The organism is Streptomyces sp. NPDC020958 (assembly GCF_055562175.1).
Genome location: NZ_JBVHFU010000004.1, coordinates 603,306 through 618,463, shown reverse-complemented (window position 1 = coordinate 618,463; position 15,158 = coordinate 603,306). Strand labels below are relative to the sequence as shown.

Below are 15,158 nucleotides of genomic sequence, written 5' to 3'. Positions count from 1 at the left end.
AATGACACTGCGCTGCGCTCCCGAACCTCCGTACGTCCGCGGTCACCTGGAGTTTCCCGCTTCGTATACAGCGCTTCCGAAAGCACAAAAGGACCCGGTGGCGGCGTCGCCCGAGTCCTCTGCCAGCAGAATAGCCCACATGAGCAACGGTCCGGCAGGTCATGTGGACAGTTCCACCGTTCGTCCGAACTGCGAGACAAGCAGAAGCACCCCTATCCGGACGTTTCTGCACACCGCAGACGGGATTGCGATCGATTCCGTATACGATCCCGCTTCTTTCGTATACGACAGCTCGCGGTCACCCTCCCGTGACCTGGTGTTCGTCATGGCCCACGGTTTCACGGGAGACGTGGATCGGCCACACGTACGACGGGTGGTGGCCGCGCTCGCCGCTCACGGGCCCGTGGTCAGCTTCTCCTTCCGGGGGCACGGCCGCTCCGGCGGCCGCACCACCGTCGGCGACCGCGAGGTCCTCGACCTGGACGCGGCGGTGGCCTGGGCGCGCGGCTTCGGGCACGCGCGCGTGGTGACCGTCGGCTTCTCCATGGGCGGTTCGGTGGTGCTGCGGCACGCGGCGCTGTACGGCGGGGTGGACGCGGTGGTCTCGGTGTCGTCCCCGGCCCGCTGGTACTACCGGGGCACGGCCCCCATGCGCCGCCTGCACTGGCTGGTCACCCGCCCCGAGGGCCGCCTGGTCGGCCGCTACGGCTTCCGCACCCGCATCCACCACCGCGACTGGGACCCGGTGCCGCTGTCCCCGGTGGAGGCGGTGCCGAAGATCGCCCCCACCCCCCTGCTGATCGTGCACGGCGACAGCGACGGCTACTTCCCCGTCGACCACCCGCAGATGCTGGCCGCGGCCGCGGACGGCGCCGCCGACCTGTGGCTGGAGCCCGGCATGGGCCACGCCGAACACGCCGCCGACGACCGACTGCTGGCCAGGATCGGCGACTGGGCGGTCGCGCGGGCGGGCTAGCCTGACCCTGTACACAGCCGAATCCGAAGGAATCCGATGCCCAAGGTCACGGTGCGCTACTGGGCCGCCGCGAAGGCCGCCGCAGGTGTCGCCGAGGAGCCGTACGACGCGGACACCCTCGCCGCGGCCCTGGACGCGGTGCGCACGCGACACCCCGGGGAACTCGCGCGCGTCCTGCGACGGTGCTCCTTCCTCATCGACGGTGACCCCGTGGGCATGCGCGAGCATGAGACGGTACGGCTGGCCGAGGGCGGCACGGTCGAGGTGCTCCCGCCGTTCGCAGGAGGGTGAGCGAGAGCGATGAGCAACCAGCCGTACGAGGGCTACGACCCGTACCAGCAGCCCCAGCAGCAGCCGACGCCCCAGCAGTGGGGGTACGACGAGCAGCAGTACGCCACACAGCAGTGGCAGGGGCAGACCTGGGAGACCCAGACGCACGCCCCGGTGCCGCCGGCGTCCCCGGCGCCGCCGGCCGCGGAGACGGCGTACCTGCAGCCGCAGTCGTACGAACGGCCGTACCCCGCCGAACAGCCGCAGCAGCAGCCTCAGCAGGCGTACGCCGCTGCCCCGGCCCCCGCGCCCGCGCCCGCCGGATCCGACCAGGGGTACGGTCCCGCCACCCTCGCCGGCAACGCGCGGATCACCGACGCGCAGCGGGCCCGGCTGGAGGGGCGCTCGCCGATCATCGAGCCGGGGATGCAGCCGGCGCTGCTCACCGCCCTGCTCGGGCTGCTGCTCTCGGTGACGGCGCAGGTCTCCACGTACGCGCTGGTGCTCCCCCTGGTGGCCCTCCAGGCGGTGACGGCCGCGGGCTGGTTCCGGCTGAACGGCATGTGGCCCGCCCGGCAGGGCATCGCGCTGGCCTTCCTCGGCGGGGTGACGGCGGACGTGGCGGTGCTCGTCGCGGGCCGGGACCAGGCGCCGGCGGCGATCCTGGGTCCCCTGGGCGTGTGGGTCCTGCTCACCCTGGTCCTCCAGCTCCGCTCGCACGCGGACCCCGACACCCGTATGTACGGCCTGATGGCCACAGTCGCCTCGTCCGCGCTGGCGATCATCGCGACCGGGTACCTCGGTGCGGACACCGACGCGGTGACGGTGGGCGCGGCGGCGGTGGCCGTCGCGGTCCTCGCGAGAGCGCTGCCGCTGCCCACCCCGGCGTCGATGGTGGTCGCGCTGCTGGCGGCGACCGGGGCGGGGATCGCGGTGGGCGGGATGACGGGCGTGGGGACGCGCGGGGCGCTGATCGGGGCGGCGGCCGGGGTGTGCGCGCTCGTCGGCCACCGGGTGGCGAGCTACGACTACCCGTCGAGGTTCGTCCACTTCACCGCGGGCGTGGCCCTGCCCCTGGCAGCGGCGGCCCCGGTGATCTGGATCCTGCACTGACATCGGCGGCGGTTCGTCGGCTGCGGGTGTGCGGGGCTTGCTCGCGCAGTTCCTCCCCCAGCCTTCGGCTGGGGGAGGAACTGCGCGACCAGCCCCCACCGGGCCGCAGCGAAACACGACGCGTCCGCGTTCGATAATTTCCCGTCCCCCCGTTCCCGCAGGGCTAGCGTGGGCAGCCGCAAGGAAACCGTCGGATCCGTCGACCCTGGGGACCCCACCACATGCGCGCCCTGCGAATACTCCTGATCGTCGTCGTGGTCATCGGCATCCTCTTCGTGGTCGTCGACCGCGTCGCCGTGCACTTCGCCGAAGGCGAGGCCGCCGGCAAGCTGAAGACGACGGAGAACCTCGCCACCGACCCCGACGTCTCCATCAAGGGCTTCCCCTTCCTCACCCAGGTGGCCGACGGCACCCTGAACGACGTGCAGGTCGGCATCAAGGACTACGACGCCACCACCGGCACCGCCGGCAAGACCATCCGCATCGAGGACCTGAACGCCGACATGAAGGACGTCACCTTCACCGGCGACTACAGCTCCGCCACCGCCCGCACCGCCACCGGCAGCGCCCTCATCTCGTACAGCGAGCTGCTGAAGAACGTGGACACCCAGCCCACCGACCTGGGTCTCGGTTTCACCGGCCGGGTCGTCGGTCTCGGCGACGGCGGCAACGGCAAGATCAAGGTCACCCTCGACATCACCGTCCCCGGCATCAACGCCCACCAGAAGGTCCCCGTCCTCAGCACGGTCACCGTCAAGGACAACTCCGTACAGGTGCACGCCGACGGTCTCCCGAAGCTCGCCGGGGTCACCCTCGTGGAGAACCGCTTCCGGCAGGCCTCCGACTTCCAGCAGGCGATCGACCAGCTCCCCGGCGGCGTCCGGCTGGACAAGGTGGAGGCCGTGCCGGACGGTGTGAAGATCGCGGTGCGGGGTTCGAACGTCCGGCTGGCCGGGTAGTAAGCGCCACGGCGGTGTCCACGGCCGGGGGAGCACCGTGTCCATCAGGCGAGACGGTCACGTCCGTACCGCAGATGCGGTGCCGGACGCGGACGTCCGGCGGCCCCGCCGCGCCACTCGAACGGCCCCGGCGTTCCGCAATTCGGACGATCGTGTCTCACCATGCGACATGCCGGTGACATGCCCGGTTATCCGTCCCTACGATCGAGCCTTATGAAGCGACAGGCGGACCTCACGAAGCGGCGGGCAGTCGACCTGTGCCGCGTCGCCGCCATGCTCTGTCGCACTTTCTGAGCGGAAGCACCGGCTTCCGCATCCCCGCCCTGCCCACGCTCAGGGCATCCGTGCGCCCCGCCGCGCACCCCCTGCACGCGCACCGCCCCGCCGCACCTGCCCCGGAGGAGAGAAGAGCATGAGCCGCAGCGACGTCCTGGTCGACGCCGACTGGGTCGAGGCCAACCTCGACGACCCGAACATCGCGATCGTGGAGGTGGACGAGGACACCACCGCCTACGAGAAGAACCACATCAGGAACGCGATCCGCATCGACTGGACCAAGGACCTGCAGGACCCGGTCCGCCGCGACTTCATCGACCAGGAGGGCTTCGAGAAGCTCCTGTCGGCGAAGGGCATCGCCAACGACACGCTGGTGATCCTGTACGGCGGCAACAACAACTGGTTCGCGTCCTACGCCTACTGGTACTTCAAGCTGTACGGCCACGAGAACGTCAAGCTCCTCGACGGCGGCCGCAAGAAGTGGGAGCTGGACGCCCGCGAGCTGGTCGAGGAGGTCCCGGAGCGCACCGAGACCACCTACAAGGCCAAGCCGCAGAACACCGCGATCCGCGCCTTCCGCGACGACGTCGTGGCGGCCATCGGCTCGCAGAACCTCGTCGACGTGCGGTCCCCCGACGAGTTCTCCGGCAAGCTGCTCGCCCCGGCCCACCTGCCGCAGGAGCAGTCGCAGCGTCCGGGCCACGTCCCGACCGCCCGCAACATCCCGTGGTCGAAGAACGCCAACGACGACGGCACCTTCAAGTCGGACGACGAGCTCAAGGAGCTCTACGCCGCGGAGCAGGTGGACCTCGCCAAGGACACCATCGCCTACTGCCGTATCGGTGAGCGCTCGGCCCTGACCTGGTTCGTCCTGCACGAGCTGCTCGGTGTCGAGAACGTCAAGAACTACGACGGCTCCTGGACCGAGTACGGCAGCCTCGTCGGCGTCCCGATCGAGCTCGGCGCCAACAAGTAAGGCCGCGCGGCCCCCGTAAGCCCCCTCAGACCGACCTTTCAAGACCTCGACAGGAGTAACGCATGTGTGGAGCGAAGGCCGGCGGCCCGGACCCCTCGACGATCAAGCCCGGTGAGACCACGATCCAGGGTCAGGTGACCCGCGACGGCGAGCCGGTGGTGGGCTACGTCCGCCTCCTGGACTCGACCGGCGAGTTCACCGCGGAGGTCCCGACCTCCGCCACCGGACAGTTCCGCTTCTACGCGGCGGAGGGCACCTGGACCGTCCGCGCCCTCGTCCCCGGCGGTACCGCCGACCGCACGGTCGTCGCCCAGCAGGGCGGCCTCGCCGAGGTCGCGATCGCGGTCTGAGAGCAGCACCACGGCCAGGGGCCGTGTCTCCGGGGCGTTCCGGCCCGGGGACACGGCCCCTGCGCCGTGTCGGGGCACCGGACCTACTCTGGAGTCATGCTCGCTCGTCGGCGTCGCACCTACTTCGTCATGATGGGGATCTGCATCGGGCTCTTCGTCCTGGCGTGGGGAGTCGTGCGCATCTGGTCCGTCCCGGCCGCGGTGGGGATGTGCCTGGTGGCCATGGTCATCCCGCCGGTCGCCGCGATGGTCGCGAACCGTCGCGGCCCCGACGACCGCTGGTGGGACGACCCCTCCGGGGATCCCCAGTCCGACGAGTGGTGGGACGAACTGGACGGCAAGAAGCGCCCTCGCCCCTGAGGCGTCCCGACCCCTAACGGAACGCCGCCGCGTTGCGCCGGGCCCACTCCGTGAAGGTCCTGGGCGGGCGGCCCAGCACCGCCGCCACGTCCGGGCTGAGCCGGAGCTCGGCCTCGGTGGGCTCGCCGAGCACCGCCAGCGTCGTCTCCACCACCGGCTCCGGCATGAACGCGGCCATCCGCGCCCGCGCCTCCGCCCGGCTCAGCTCGACGAACCGCACCGGCTCCCCGAGGGCCGCCCCGATCGCCGCCGCCTGCTGCCGGGGCGTGACGACCGCGGGACCGTTCAGTTCGTACACCCGACCCGTGTGCTCGTCCTTGCGCAGGGCCACGGCGGCCACCTCCCCGACGTCCGCCGGATCGACGACGGGGAGCCCGACGTCCCCGAACGGCGCGGCCACGGTCCGCTCGGCGCGCACCGACTCCGCCCAGGCGTAGGCATTGGAGGCGAAGCCGCCGGGGCGCAGGATCGTCCAGTCCAGGTCCGAGGCGCGCACCGCCTCCTCGACCGCCCGCATCACCCCGCCGTGCGAGGGCGAATCCGGCCTCGTCACCACGCCCTGCGAGGAGAGCAGCACCACCCGCCGCACCCCGGCCCGCCGGGCCCGGTCCAGCACGGCCCGCGCGTCGAGCCCGTGCCCGCCCGTCCCGCCGTCGTGCAGGAACAGCGCCTCGGCGCCCTCGAAGGCGGCCCGCAGAGAGTCGGGCTCGCCCAGATCGCCCCGCAGGTGCCCGACCCCGTCCGGCAGCCCCACCGGGGCCGTGCCCCGCGACACCGCCGTCACCCGCTCCCCGGACTCCGCCAGGGCCCGCACCAGCGACCGCCCGACGTTCCCGGTCGCACCCGTCACCACGATCATGCTCAACTCCCGTTTGTCCCCGGTGTTTTCAGCGATGACGGGACGCTAACAGGGCCGATATAGTAGGTACCCAGAGGAAAGTGACTACCTCAGAGGGGTGTGCAGGCCGATGGAGACCGACCCGGAGCTGGCCTGCCCGATCTCCCCGGTCGTGGACATCGTGTTCAGCCGCTGGACCACACCGATCCTCTGGTCGCTGCACGCCTTCGGCCGTCAGCGGTTCGTGGAGCTGGAACGGCGCATCAAGGGCATCACCCCGAAGGTGCTCACCCAGCGCCTGCGCCAGCTGGAGCGGGACGGCATGGTCGTGCGCACCTACCACCCCGAGGTGCCGCCCCGCGTCGAGTACGAGATCAGCGACCTCGGCGCCAGCCTCGCCCCGCTCTTCGCCCACCTCGCCGACTGGGCCGGCACCCACCTCGACCACGTCGACCGGGCCCGGCAGCGCTACGACGACGCGGGCGGCCCCCGCTCCTAGGCCCTGTCGTCAAATTCCCGCCTGCCCCGCAACGCCATGCACGCTCCCCCAGCCTCCGGCCGGGGGGACCCCCACTCGCCGCACCGGGCCCAGACCCAAGTACATCCAGTACGTGGGCCAGGGCCCGGCACTCCCCAGCCTTCGGCCGGGGGGACCCCCAGAGCACGCACCTGACGCCGCAGGGCCGCCCTCCGGGCGACGACGGGAATGTGACGACAGGGCCCAGCCCCGCGGCGTCTCTAGTAGACGAGTGCCTGCGTGCCCTCGGCCATCGCCTCCTGCACGAACACCTGCGCGCCCGCGATCCGCACGCCCTCGATCACGTCCTTCTCCGTGATGTCCCGGCGGGCCGCGCACTGCGTGCACAGCGTGAGCGTGCCGCCCGCCAGGATCGAGTCGAGCAGGTCCGGCAGCGGTGCGGCGTGCGGCAGCTCGAACTCGGCCGCCCGCCCCGGCAGCGCGAACCACGCGGACTCCCCGGTCAGCCACATCGACACCTCGACGCCGCTGGCCACGGCCACCGCTGCCACCGTGAACGCCTGCGAACACCGCTCCGGGGCGTCCACCCCGGCCGTCACCTTGATCAGGAGCTTCTTGGCCATGCGAGCAGCTTAATCGGGGGCGGGGATCGGGGGGTTTTCCCCATCGTGGGCGGCGACGCGGCTGCGTAGAGTCCCCTCCATGCGTCTCTTACCGAACCGCGTCCTGACGTCGGCGACTCTGACCGCGCTCGCTCTCGGCGGGCTCTCCGCGTGCTCCGTCGTCGACCAGAAGACCTTCGAGGACGACGCCAAGGTGCCCCAGAAGATCACCTCGATCCGTCTCGACAGCGGCGACGGCGGGATACGGGTGGAGGCCTCGGCGGACGTCTCGACGGCCTCCGTGCACCGCAAGGTCGACTACCGCGGCGACAAGCCGACCGGCACCTCGTTCAGCGTCGACCAGGGCGTCCTGACGCTCTCCGGCTGCGGCCGGCACTGCGGCGTCGACTACGTCGTCAAGGTGCCCGTGGGTCTCCCGGTCGCGGGAGGCACCTCCAACGGCGACGTCACACTGACCGGTGTCGGCCCGGTCGACGTGCACACCGACAACGGCGAGATCGCCGTGGACGGGGCGAAGGGGCCGGTGAAGCTGCGCACCTCCAACGGCGATGTGCAGGTCAAAGGCGCCACAGGCGGTGACGTCGACGCCGAGACGACGAACGGCGAGGTGACGATCCGGACGGCCACCCCGCAGAACATCACGGCCCGCACGACCAGCGGCAGCCTCACGGTCACCGCACCGCCCGCCGACTACCGGATCTCGGCGGCCGACACCCACGGCGACCAGAAGGTGGGGCTCAGGAACGACCCGTCGGGCCGGTACCGCCTGGACCTGTCGACGACCAACGGTGACCTGACGGTGGAGCCGACGCACTGACGTCCACGGCACGCCTCATGGCCGGTGCTCCGCGCGCTGGTGCTGGCGCAGCAGCACGTTCGCGTCGACGGCCGCGCTGTGGTCGTACCCGGCCAGCGCGGCCTCCCGCCGGTCGCCCAGCTCCGCGCACGCGGCGCAGCCGGGTACCGGCCGGGGCGGCCGGCTGAGGTCCTCCGGGTCCGGTGGTACGGACCGGGTACGGTCGTTCGCCGCGCGTACGCCGGCGCTGATCCGCTCTCTGTCGGTGGCGGGCCGCAGCGTCGCGGGATCCGCCTCCCACTCCCTGCCGCCGCCGACGGGCCGCAGCATCGCGTACGGCCCCGAGCGGTCCCGATACTCGCCGACCTGGTCGGTGGCGGTGTCGTAGAACAGGGTTCCGGGCTCCATGGCATTTGCTCCTTTCGTCCAACATCTATACGAAATGCGAGAGTTGGACTACTCTGCGTGTCGAGGCTGCTACGAGCATGGCCGGGAAGCGGGGTAGGCACGCCGACGAGGTGCGGTTCTTCCCCGTCTGGCGGCGCTCATTCCACAAATTCCATGGGGCGCGGGAGGGGTGCGATGCCGCAGAGGCGGGTGGTGACGGGCCGAAGCCAGGAGCCCCGGCAACGGTTCGCGGAGGAACTGCGGCTGCTGAGGGCGGAACGGGGGGTGAGCCTGCGGGAGCTGGCGGGGGAGTTGGGCTGGGACGCGTCCAACTTCGGGAAGATGGAGAGCGGGCGGAGTCTGGGGAGCCCGGAAGTGGTGGAGGCGCTGGACCAGTACTACGGGACGCCGGGGTTGTTGCTGGCCTTGTGGGAGCTGGCGGTGGGGGATCCGTCGCAGTTCAAGGAGCAGTACCGGCGGTACATGGTGCTGGAGGCAGAGGCGACCAGCCTGTGGCACTACGCCGTGAGCCGTCCGCCGGGGATGCTCCAGACTCCGGCGTATGCGCGCGAGGCGCTGTCGGCGGGAGGCCTGAAAGACGAGGAGCTGGAGCAACAAGTCATCGCGCGCATTGGGCGGCAGAGGGTGCTGGAGGGCGACGACGCCCCGCCGTTTCGCGTCATTCTCTCGGAGGCGGTGCTGCGCAACTCGCTTCGCGATCCGGGGGAATGGCACGAACAGCTGGAGTACCTGTTGGCAGCGGGAGGTCGCCCCAACATCACGCTGCACGTGCTGCCTTTCGGCAAGGGGCTGCACCGGCTGGACAGCATGTCCGTCATGTTCCTGAGGCTGGTCGAAGGCCGTACGGTTGCCTATACCGAAAACGACGTGCGGGGCGAACTGATCGAAGAATCAACCCGGGTTGAGCTGATGCACCGCACTTATGATGACGTTCGTGACCTGGCGCTGAGCCCTGCCGAGTCGCGGATGTTCATCTTGCGTTTGTTGGAGGAAGTGCCGTGCGAGTCATCGACTTGAGCAATCTCACCTGGCGCAAGAGCAGCTACAGCAACTCCGACGGCGGCGAATGCCTCGAAGTCGCCGTAGGCCCCCGCTCCCACATCCCCGTGCGGGACAGCAAAGCCCCCTCCTACGGGACCCTTCTCTTCGCGGCCCCCGCCTGGGCCGCCTTCGTGGACGGGGTCAAGCAGGGGCGGTAGGCGGCTGCCGCCACCTGCGTGAACGACCGCAGCAGCGGATTCCCGTCCCCCGCGCGCCACGCGAGCACCACCCGGCTGGGCGCCATGTCGCTCACCGGCACCACCACGAGCCCGTCGCCGGGGTCGTGGTCGGCCAGGGTCATGCCGACCGTGCCGTTCCACAGCACCGCCTGCCTGCACTCCTGCACCGCCCGTACCACCGGCCCCTCCCGGACCGTCCCGCCGTTCCAGTACGACTGCCAGCGCCGGTCCGTGCCGTCCGGGAACCGGAACCAGCGCCGGTCGGCCAGGTCGGCGAGCCGCAGGCTCTCCCGGCGGGCCGCCGGATCGTCGGCGCGCAGCAGCGCACCCACCGGGTCGGCCCGCAACTCCCTTACCGTCAGCCCGGTTTCGTCGAAGGGTGCCCGGGTCAGGGCGATGTCCACGGCGCCCGCGTGCAGCCCGCAGGTGGGATCCGTGAGGTCGGTCTCGCGGATGCGGATCTCGACGCCCGGGTGGCGGGCGCGGAAGGCGCGGGCCAGCCGGGTCACGCCCGGGTCCGTGCTGTCGCCGAGCAGCCCGACCGTGAGGACGGCGGTCCCGGCCGCCGCGGCGACGCGGACCCGCAGCGTCTCGGCCCGGTCGAGCAGGGCACGCGCCTCGGTGAGGAGGACCGCTCCGACGGGGGTGAGGGCGACACCGGCCGACGAGCGTTCGAGGAGCACGGCCCCGGTCTCCGCCTCCAGCGCCCTGATCGCACGGCTCAGCGGAGGCTGGCTCATGTGGAGCCGTGCGGCGGCCCGGCCGAAGTGGAGTTCCTCGGCGACGGCCACGAAATAGCGCAGCGTCCGTAGCTCCATGCGGCCACGATACCGATCGGGTATCGAGGGGGCGGAACAGGTCTTGGACAGCCGCACCGCCCCGGCCGTGGAATCGAGGCATGACCACACACGACAACAACATCCCCGCCGGCACTCCCACGGTGTCCGTCGTCGGCCCCGAGGACGGCGAGGTGCTGCTCCTCGGCACCACCCGGATGCGCGTCCTGGAGGACGGCCGCACCACCGGCCACCGCCTCGGACTCGCCGAGTCCGTGCTCGCCCCGCACACCCCGGGGCCGCCGCAGCACCGCCACGCGCAGCACGACGAGGGCTTCTACGTCATCTCCGGCTCGGTGCGCTTCACGGTCGGGGACGACGACTACGACGCCACGGCGGGCACGCTCGTCATGGTCCCGCCCGGCGCCCCGCACACCTTCGCCAACGTCACCGACGCACCCGCCGTCATGCTCAGCACGTTCACCCCCGACCTGTACGTGCAGTACTTCCGGGACCTGCGGGACATGTTCGCGGCCGGTACGGCGCCGACCGGGCAGGCGCACGCCGAGGTGATGAGCCGGTACGCCACCGAGCCCGCCGACTCATGAGGGCCGCGTACGGGATCCTGGCCGGCCTGCTCGCCCTCTTCTACCTCTACGCGGGCGGTCTGAAGGCGGTACGGAGCCGTGAGGGGCTGCGGCCGATGATGGCGTGGGTGGACGACCTGCCGATGGCGGCCGTGCGGGCGATCGGCGCGGTCGAGGTGCTCGGCGCGCTCGGCCTGGTCCTGCCGCCCCTGACCGGGATCGCCCCCTGGCTGGCCGCGGTCGCCGCCGCCGGGTTCGTCCTCCTCCAACTCGGCGCGATCGGGGTTCACTTGCGGATGGGAGACCGACAACTCGCCCTGAATGTAAGCCTGCTGGTGGTAGCCGTGACGATCATCCCGCTCGCGCCGGTGTCCTGATCGTGACCGATCGCTGTACAACTCAGTGATCCGGCCAGGAGTCTCCTGTGCAGCGCGGATCAAGGAATCCGTGCCTCCGTTCGCACAGGGGGATCCCTTGGAGACACCAGAAGCGCCACCTGAGGCACCACCCGCGGCCCGAAGACGGCGCCGTACTCCCGCCCTGATCGCCGGTGCCGCCGTGCTCGGCGTCGTCGCGGGCGCCTGCGTCGGCTACCTCGTCCAGGCCGACCGCGCGCCCACCGCCCTGCCGTCGCTCTCCCAGCCGTCCCTCGCGCAGGCCAAGGGCGCCGGTCCGGAGCCGTTGTCGGCCGCCCAGGACCGGAAGGTGAAGACCGACGGCGATCTGCGCAAGCTACTGCTGCGCAAGCCCGCCGGGGCCCGCAAGGCGCTGATCGAGGTGGGCAACGACGGGTGGATGGACCTCGCCGCATACGCGGAGGAGTTCCAGAGCCCGGACAACGCGTTCCGCAGGCTGGCCAGGGAGGACGAGCTCCGTCGGGTGGCCGTCGTCGACTGGCGTGAGGGCAGCACGTACACAGCGGAGATCCGGCTGGTCCAGTACCGGGAGACGGAGCGCGGCACGCAGGCCGCCGACGACGCGGGCGCCGGGAACGACAACGCCCAGCCGCCGGACGACCACGACACCGACGGCTGGCCGATACCCGGCACCGGCGACGGCATGGCGTACGTCCACCACAAGCCCGACACGAGCTACGGCGTGGGCGTGTACTCGGCGGAGGCGCACGCGTGGCGCGGGGACATCGCCATGGAGATCTGGATCTACGACACGAAGCCGATCCCGAAGGCGAAGGTCATGGATCTGGCGAAGCGGCAGATGGAGCAGCTGTGAGCGAGAACCCGGAACCCCCCGAGGGCGTCGAAAAGCCCCGTGCCCGGCGTCGTGTCGCCACCTTCGCCGGGGTCGGCGTGCTGGTCGCGGCCGTTCTCGCGGGGGTCGCGTACACCGTCGTCACCGTCCGTGACGCGGACCGCGACCCCGGCGCCCCCGTCTGGAGCCTGCCGAAGGACCCCAAGCAGACCGAGCCGGCCGCGGGCAGCGGGCTGCACGGGATGCTGCTGCCGTACGGCGACTCGTACGAGCGGGGCCCGGACATGACCCGGTTCGGGTCGGACGCCGCGCTGTCCGGCCGCGAGGCGGACCTGCTGCGCGCGGAGTCGATCAAGGACCTGCCGCTCACCCAGCAGCGGGCCATGCAGCGGCAGTTCGACCGGAACCCGGTCAAGGGCATGGCGATGCGCAGCTACGTGAACACGGAGGTGCCGTACGCCAACACGTACACCATGCGGATCGTGCTGGCGGAGCTGGGCAGCCGCGGCACGGCCCGCTCCCTGGCGCAGCAGCAGAACGGGTACCTCGGCGCGCTGAAGGTGCTGCGCAAGGGCCCCGTGATCAAGGGATACGAAAAGTCGACCGCGTGCTACCTGGTGGCGTCCGGCTCGACGGAGACGCTCGACCTGATGTTCTGCTCCGGCTACGTGGGCGACGTCCTGGTCAGCGCCACGGCCACCGCGGCCAAGCCGCTGAACAAGGGGAGCGCCGCGGACATGCTCCGTGCCCAGCTCGACCGCATCAAGGACCCGGGAGCGTCGGTATGACCGTCAACGAGCCGGCGCAGGCCGCACCAGCGACCGAGGAGATCCAGGTGCCGCCGGTGCCGCCGGTGCCCACGGAGGCACCCGAGCCGCCGAAGAAGGACCGGCGGCGGCTGCGGGCCGCGCTGCGCTGGGCCGCCGCGGTCGCCGTCTTCGCGGCCGCCGGGTCCGGGACGGCGTACGGCGTCACCCTGCTGGACCGGACCGACGTACCCGGCCTCGCCACCCACTCCGACGGCCGCTGGGAGTACCCCACGCTCGTGAAGCCGCCGCTGCCGGCCGGCAGCCCCGGGCCGAACGACGACGCCCGCAACAAGGCCGGCACCCACTATGCCGACCTGCGGAAACTCGTACTGCCCGCGCCGAGCGGCGCCACCGTGGACCAGGCGCTCAAGGGGACCGACGGCTGGCTGCCGACGAAGACGTTCCTCCAGGAGTTCGCGCACGCTGCGGACCGCACGGAGGTGGGCCAGAAGCTCGTCGACAACGGCCTGCGGCACATCGCGGCCCGCGGCTGGACCACCGCCGACGGCACCCACACCCGCGTCTACCTGCTCCAGTTCGACACCGCGTCGATCGCCGAGCACATGCTCAGCAACGACTTCACGGGGTACGAGGCACCGAAGTACCCGGTGCGGGGCGGCGACGCGTACGAGCGCGACCTGGGCTTCCCGGTGGCCGCCCACCTCGACCGCGTGCACACCGCCCCGATCCGCGAGAGCAAGCCGTACGGCGCCGAGGAGGTGCGGGAGGCGTACCTCGCCGCGGGCGACACCCTGGCCCTGGTCGTCCAGTCCCGCAAGGGCAGCGCGCTCGCCGTTCCCTTCGAGCAGACCGTCACCCTCCAGGGCGAGCTGCTGAGCTGACCTCGCCAAGAGCCCCGGGGCCCGGCCGCGTAAGCTGGGCCCCGGCTCTGTGTACGCCCACCCTCGCTCAAGGAGCACCCGTGGAGATCTTCTTCGAAACCCTGCTGGTCCTGGTCTGCGTCGGCGTCATCGCCTTCGCCGGACTGACCGTGAAGAAGCTGTACCAGGGCCAGCGCTGAACCACCCCGTCCAGGAACCCGTCTAGGAAACCGCCGCCATGATCGAGATTCCGTCCGACCTGCACAAGGACCTGGTCCCGCTCGCCTTCCTGCTGGGCAGCTGGGCCGGCGCGGGCGTCCACGACTTCCCGGGCTCGGAGAAGTGCAACTTCGGCCAGGAGGTCACCTTCGGCCACGACGGCCGGGACTTCCTGGAGTACCACTCCCAGACCTGGGTGCTGGACAACGACGGGAACAAGGTCCGTCCGCTGGAGACGGAGCACGGCTTCTGGCGCATCGACGCGGACCGCAGGGTCGAGGTCACGATGACCCGCGACGACGGCGTGATCGAGATCTGGTACGGCGAGATGGCCGACAAGAAGCCGCAGATCGACCTCGTGACGGACGCCGTGGCCCGCACCGCGGCCTCCGCGCCCTACACCGGCGGCAAGCGCCTGTACGGCTACGTCAAGAGCGACCTGATGTGGGTCGGCGAGAAGCAGACCCCCGAGGTCGAACTCCGCCCCTACATGTCGGCCCACCTGAAGAAGGTCGTCACCCCGGAGGACGTCGAGCGCTGGGCCAAGGCCCTCCCCGACGACATGCCGGACGACGGCATCGCGTTCTTCAAGTAGTCCTGGAATTCGGAAGTAGTTCTAGACTTTCGGTGTGGTGAGCACCGACTGGAAGAGCGACCTAAGGCAGCGCGGCTACCGGCTGACGCCGCAGCGGCAACTCGTGCTCGAAGCCGTGGACACCCTTGAGCACGCGACCCCCGACGACATCCTCGGCGAGGTGCGGAAGACCGCGTCGGGGGTCAACATCTCCACGGTCTACCGGACCCTGGAGCTCCTGGAGGAGCTGGGGCTGGTCAGCCATGCCCACCTCGGGCACGGGGCGCCGACGTACCACCTCGCCGACCGGCACCACCACATCCACCTGGTCTGCCGCGACTGCGAGAACGTGATCGAGGCGGACGTGGCCGTGGCCGCCGAGTTCACCGCCAAGCTGCGGCGGGAGTTCGGCTTCGAGACGGACATGAAGCACTTCGCGATCTTCGGGCGCTGCAAGGACTGCGTGCAGCGGCCGGCCGGGACCGCGACCGTCCGCACTTCAATTACCGAGTCGTAGGCT

The 15,158-nt window shown here is 71.1% G+C and carries 22 protein-coding genes; 18 read left to right on the top strand and 4 right to left on the bottom strand.

Annotated features, from left to right (window positions below):
• Nucleotides 1-139: 139 nt before the first annotated feature.
• The 7 genes from ACZ3KP_RS16765 to ACZ3KP_RS16735 all read left to right on the top strand — a co-directional run bounded on the left by ACZ3KP_RS16765 (nt 140) and on the right by ACZ3KP_RS16735 (nt 5,280).
• On the top strand, nt 140-976 hold the full coding sequence (locus tag ACZ3KP_RS16765; RefSeq protein WP_467500181.1) for an alpha/beta hydrolase: 837 nt from the start codon (nt 140-142) through the stop codon (nt 974-976).
• 36 nt (nt 977-1,012) lie between these two features.
• On the top strand, nt 1,013-1,267 hold the full coding sequence (locus ACZ3KP_RS16760; protein ID WP_132892095.1) for a MoaD/ThiS family protein: 255 nt from the start codon (nt 1,013-1,015) through the stop codon (nt 1,265-1,267).
• A 9-nt stretch (nt 1,268-1,276) separates the two neighbouring features.
• Nucleotides 1,277-2,359: a hypothetical protein gene (locus ACZ3KP_RS16755; protein WP_467500179.1), complete on the top strand. Its 1,083-nt coding sequence runs from the start codon at nt 1,277-1,279 to the stop codon at nt 2,357-2,359.
• A 221-nt stretch (nt 2,360-2,580) separates the two neighbouring features.
• Nucleotides 2,581-3,318 (top strand): LmeA family phospholipid-binding protein, encoded by a 738-nt coding sequence (locus tag ACZ3KP_RS16750; RefSeq protein ID WP_467500177.1) that lies wholly within the window; start codon nt 2,581-2,583, stop codon nt 3,316-3,318.
• A 412-nt stretch (nt 3,319-3,730) separates the two neighbouring features.
• Nucleotides 3,731-4,570, top strand: coding sequence for a sulfurtransferase (locus ACZ3KP_RS16745; RefSeq protein ID WP_467500175.1), 840 nt, complete (start codon nt 3,731-3,733; stop codon nt 4,568-4,570).
• Nucleotides 4,571-4,632: 62 nt separating this feature from the next.
• Entirely contained in the window at nt 4,633-4,920 is a 288-nt protein-coding gene (locus ACZ3KP_RS16740; RefSeq protein ID WP_046732511.1) for a DUF1416 domain-containing protein, read from the top strand.
• Between the two features lie 96 nt (nt 4,921-5,016).
• Complete coding sequence (locus tag ACZ3KP_RS16735; protein WP_132892091.1) at nt 5,017-5,280, top strand: DUF3099 domain-containing protein; 264 nt, start codon at nt 5,017-5,019, stop codon at nt 5,278-5,280.
• Between the two features lie 13 nt (nt 5,281-5,293).
• On the opposite strand, the gene ACZ3KP_RS16730 is transcribed toward ACZ3KP_RS16735, so the two are convergent.
• Nucleotides 5,294-6,139, bottom strand: a complete 846-nt coding sequence (locus ACZ3KP_RS16730; RefSeq protein ID WP_467500172.1) for an SDR family oxidoreductase — start codon at nt 6,137-6,139, stop codon at nt 5,294-5,296.
• Nucleotides 6,140-6,248: 109 nt separating this feature from the next.
• Between ACZ3KP_RS16730 and ACZ3KP_RS16725 the strand changes: the two genes are divergently transcribed.
• Entirely contained in the window at nt 6,249-6,617 is a 369-nt protein-coding gene (locus ACZ3KP_RS16725) for a winged helix-turn-helix transcriptional regulator (RefSeq protein WP_467500170.1), read from the top strand.
• A 239-nt stretch (nt 6,618-6,856) separates the two neighbouring features.
• Here the strand turns inward: ACZ3KP_RS16725 and ACZ3KP_RS16720 are convergent, their stop codons facing one another.
• Nucleotides 6,857-7,219 (bottom strand): DsrE family protein, encoded by a 363-nt coding sequence (locus ACZ3KP_RS16720; protein WP_132892088.1) that lies wholly within the window; start codon nt 7,217-7,219, stop codon nt 6,857-6,859.
• Nucleotides 7,220-7,298: 79 nt separating this feature from the next.
• Between ACZ3KP_RS16720 and ACZ3KP_RS16715 the strand changes: the two genes are divergently transcribed.
• The gene (locus ACZ3KP_RS16715) at nt 7,299-8,036 is read left to right on the top strand and encodes a DUF4097 family beta strand repeat-containing protein (protein WP_467500167.1); all 738 of its coding nucleotides are present in this window, start codon (nt 7,299-7,301) and stop codon (nt 8,034-8,036) included.
• Nucleotides 8,037-8,051: 15 nt separating this feature from the next.
• Here the strand turns inward: ACZ3KP_RS16715 and ACZ3KP_RS16710 are convergent, their stop codons facing one another.
• Complete coding sequence (locus ACZ3KP_RS16710; protein ID WP_358974649.1) at nt 8,052-8,423, bottom strand: hypothetical protein; 372 nt, start codon at nt 8,421-8,423, stop codon at nt 8,052-8,054.
• 174 nt (nt 8,424-8,597) lie between these two features.
• On the opposite strand from ACZ3KP_RS16710, the gene ACZ3KP_RS16705 reads away from it, so the two are divergent.
• Nucleotides 8,598-9,440, top strand: a complete 843-nt coding sequence (locus ACZ3KP_RS16705) for a helix-turn-helix domain-containing protein (RefSeq protein WP_467500165.1) — start codon at nt 8,598-8,600, stop codon at nt 9,438-9,440.
• Nucleotides 9,422-9,622 carry a DUF397 domain-containing protein gene (locus tag ACZ3KP_RS16700; RefSeq protein WP_467500163.1) on the top strand — a complete coding sequence of 67 codons (201 nt, stop codon included), beginning with the start codon at nt 9,422-9,424 and terminating at the stop codon, nt 9,620-9,622. The genes ACZ3KP_RS16705 and ACZ3KP_RS16700 overlap by 19 nt, the downstream gene beginning before the upstream one ends.
• On the opposite strand, the gene ACZ3KP_RS16695 is transcribed toward ACZ3KP_RS16700, so the two are convergent.
• Nucleotides 9,553-10,461: a LysR family transcriptional regulator gene (locus ACZ3KP_RS16695; RefSeq protein ID WP_467500161.1), complete on the bottom strand. Its 909-nt coding sequence runs from the start codon at nt 10,459-10,461 to the stop codon at nt 9,553-9,555. The two genes, ACZ3KP_RS16700 and ACZ3KP_RS16695, sit on opposite strands and share 70 nt — an antisense overlap.
• 80 nt (nt 10,462-10,541) lie before the next feature.
• Between ACZ3KP_RS16695 and ACZ3KP_RS16690 the strand changes: the two genes are divergently transcribed.
• The 7 genes from ACZ3KP_RS16690 (at nt 10,542) to ACZ3KP_RS16660 (ending at nt 15,155) form a co-directional block, all read left to right on the top strand.
• Complete coding sequence (locus ACZ3KP_RS16690) at nt 10,542-11,027, top strand: cupin domain-containing protein (RefSeq protein ID WP_467500159.1); 486 nt, start codon at nt 10,542-10,544, stop codon at nt 11,025-11,027.
• Complete coding sequence (locus tag ACZ3KP_RS16685) at nt 11,024-11,383, top strand: DoxX family protein (RefSeq protein WP_467500157.1); 360 nt, start codon at nt 11,024-11,026, stop codon at nt 11,381-11,383. The genes ACZ3KP_RS16690 and ACZ3KP_RS16685 overlap by 4 nt, the downstream gene beginning before the upstream one ends.
• A 97-nt stretch (nt 11,384-11,480) precedes the next feature.
• Entirely contained in the window at nt 11,481-12,236 is a 756-nt protein-coding gene (locus ACZ3KP_RS16680) for a hypothetical protein (RefSeq protein ID WP_467500155.1), read from the top strand.
• Nucleotides 12,233-13,003, top strand: coding sequence for a hypothetical protein (locus ACZ3KP_RS16675; RefSeq protein ID WP_467500153.1), 771 nt, complete (start codon nt 12,233-12,235; stop codon nt 13,001-13,003). Before ACZ3KP_RS16680 ends, ACZ3KP_RS16675 begins: the two co-directional genes overlap by 4 nt.
• Nucleotides 13,000-13,866: a hypothetical protein gene (locus tag ACZ3KP_RS16670; protein ID WP_467500151.1), complete on the top strand. Its 867-nt coding sequence runs from the start codon at nt 13,000-13,002 to the stop codon at nt 13,864-13,866. The genes ACZ3KP_RS16675 and ACZ3KP_RS16670 overlap by 4 nt, the downstream gene beginning before the upstream one ends.
• A gap of 217 nt (nt 13,867-14,083) precedes the next feature.
• Nucleotides 14,084-14,659, top strand: a complete 576-nt coding sequence (locus ACZ3KP_RS16665; RefSeq protein ID WP_132892078.1) for a heme-binding beta-barrel domain-containing protein — start codon at nt 14,084-14,086, stop codon at nt 14,657-14,659.
• A 34-nt stretch (nt 14,660-14,693) separates the two neighbouring features.
• A complete protein-coding gene (locus ACZ3KP_RS16660) occupies nt 14,694-15,155 on the top strand; it encodes a Fur family transcriptional regulator (protein WP_467500148.1) in 462 nt (153 codons plus the stop codon).
• Nucleotides 15,156-15,158: the final 3 nt, after the last annotated feature.

What these genes read in the sequence shown, in the direction of transcription:
- ACZ3KP_RS16765 (WP_467500181.1), top strand. Translation starts at nt 140, where the DNA reads ATGAGCAACGGTCCGGCAGGTCATGTGGACAGTTCCACCGTTCGTCCG.
- ACZ3KP_RS16760 (WP_132892095.1), top strand. Translation starts at nt 1,013, where the DNA reads ATGCCCAAGGTCACGGTGCGCTACTGGGCCGCCGCGAAGGCCGCCGCA.
- ACZ3KP_RS16755 (WP_467500179.1), top strand. Translation starts at nt 1,277, where the DNA reads ATGAGCAACCAGCCGTACGAGGGCTACGACCCGTACCAGCAGCCCCAG.
- ACZ3KP_RS16750 (WP_467500177.1), top strand. Translation starts at nt 2,581, where the DNA reads ATGCGCGCCCTGCGAATACTCCTGATCGTCGTCGTGGTCATCGGCATC.
- ACZ3KP_RS16745 (WP_467500175.1), top strand. Translation starts at nt 3,731, where the DNA reads ATGAGCCGCAGCGACGTCCTGGTCGACGCCGACTGGGTCGAGGCCAAC.
- ACZ3KP_RS16740 (WP_046732511.1), top strand. Translation starts at nt 4,633, where the DNA reads ATGTGTGGAGCGAAGGCCGGCGGCCCGGACCCCTCGACGATCAAGCCC.
- ACZ3KP_RS16735 (WP_132892091.1), top strand. Translation starts at nt 5,017, where the DNA reads ATGCTCGCTCGTCGGCGTCGCACCTACTTCGTCATGATGGGGATCTGC.
- ACZ3KP_RS16730 (WP_467500172.1), bottom strand. Translation starts at nt 6,139, where the DNA reads ATGATCGTGGTGACGGGTGCGACCGGGAACGTCGGGCGGTCGCTGGTG.
- ACZ3KP_RS16725 (WP_467500170.1), top strand. Translation starts at nt 6,249, where the DNA reads ATGGAGACCGACCCGGAGCTGGCCTGCCCGATCTCCCCGGTCGTGGAC.
- ACZ3KP_RS16720 (WP_132892088.1), bottom strand. Translation starts at nt 7,219, where the DNA reads ATGGCCAAGAAGCTCCTGATCAAGGTGACGGCCGGGGTGGACGCCCCG.
- ACZ3KP_RS16715 (WP_467500167.1), top strand. Translation starts at nt 7,299, where the DNA reads ATGCGTCTCTTACCGAACCGCGTCCTGACGTCGGCGACTCTGACCGCG.
- ACZ3KP_RS16710 (WP_358974649.1), bottom strand. Translation starts at nt 8,423, where the DNA reads ATGGAGCCCGGAACCCTGTTCTACGACACCGCCACCGACCAGGTCGGC.
- ACZ3KP_RS16705 (WP_467500165.1), top strand. Translation starts at nt 8,598, where the DNA reads ATGCCGCAGAGGCGGGTGGTGACGGGCCGAAGCCAGGAGCCCCGGCAA.
- ACZ3KP_RS16695 (WP_467500161.1), bottom strand. Translation starts at nt 10,461, where the DNA reads ATGGAGCTACGGACGCTGCGCTATTTCGTGGCCGTCGCCGAGGAACTC.
- ACZ3KP_RS16690 (WP_467500159.1), top strand. Translation starts at nt 10,542, where the DNA reads ATGACCACACACGACAACAACATCCCCGCCGGCACTCCCACGGTGTCC.
- ACZ3KP_RS16685 (WP_467500157.1), top strand. Translation starts at nt 11,024, where the DNA reads ATGAGGGCCGCGTACGGGATCCTGGCCGGCCTGCTCGCCCTCTTCTAC.
- ACZ3KP_RS16670 (WP_467500151.1), top strand. Translation starts at nt 13,000, where the DNA reads ATGACCGTCAACGAGCCGGCGCAGGCCGCACCAGCGACCGAGGAGATC.
- ACZ3KP_RS16665 (WP_132892078.1), top strand. Translation starts at nt 14,084, where the DNA reads ATGATCGAGATTCCGTCCGACCTGCACAAGGACCTGGTCCCGCTCGCC.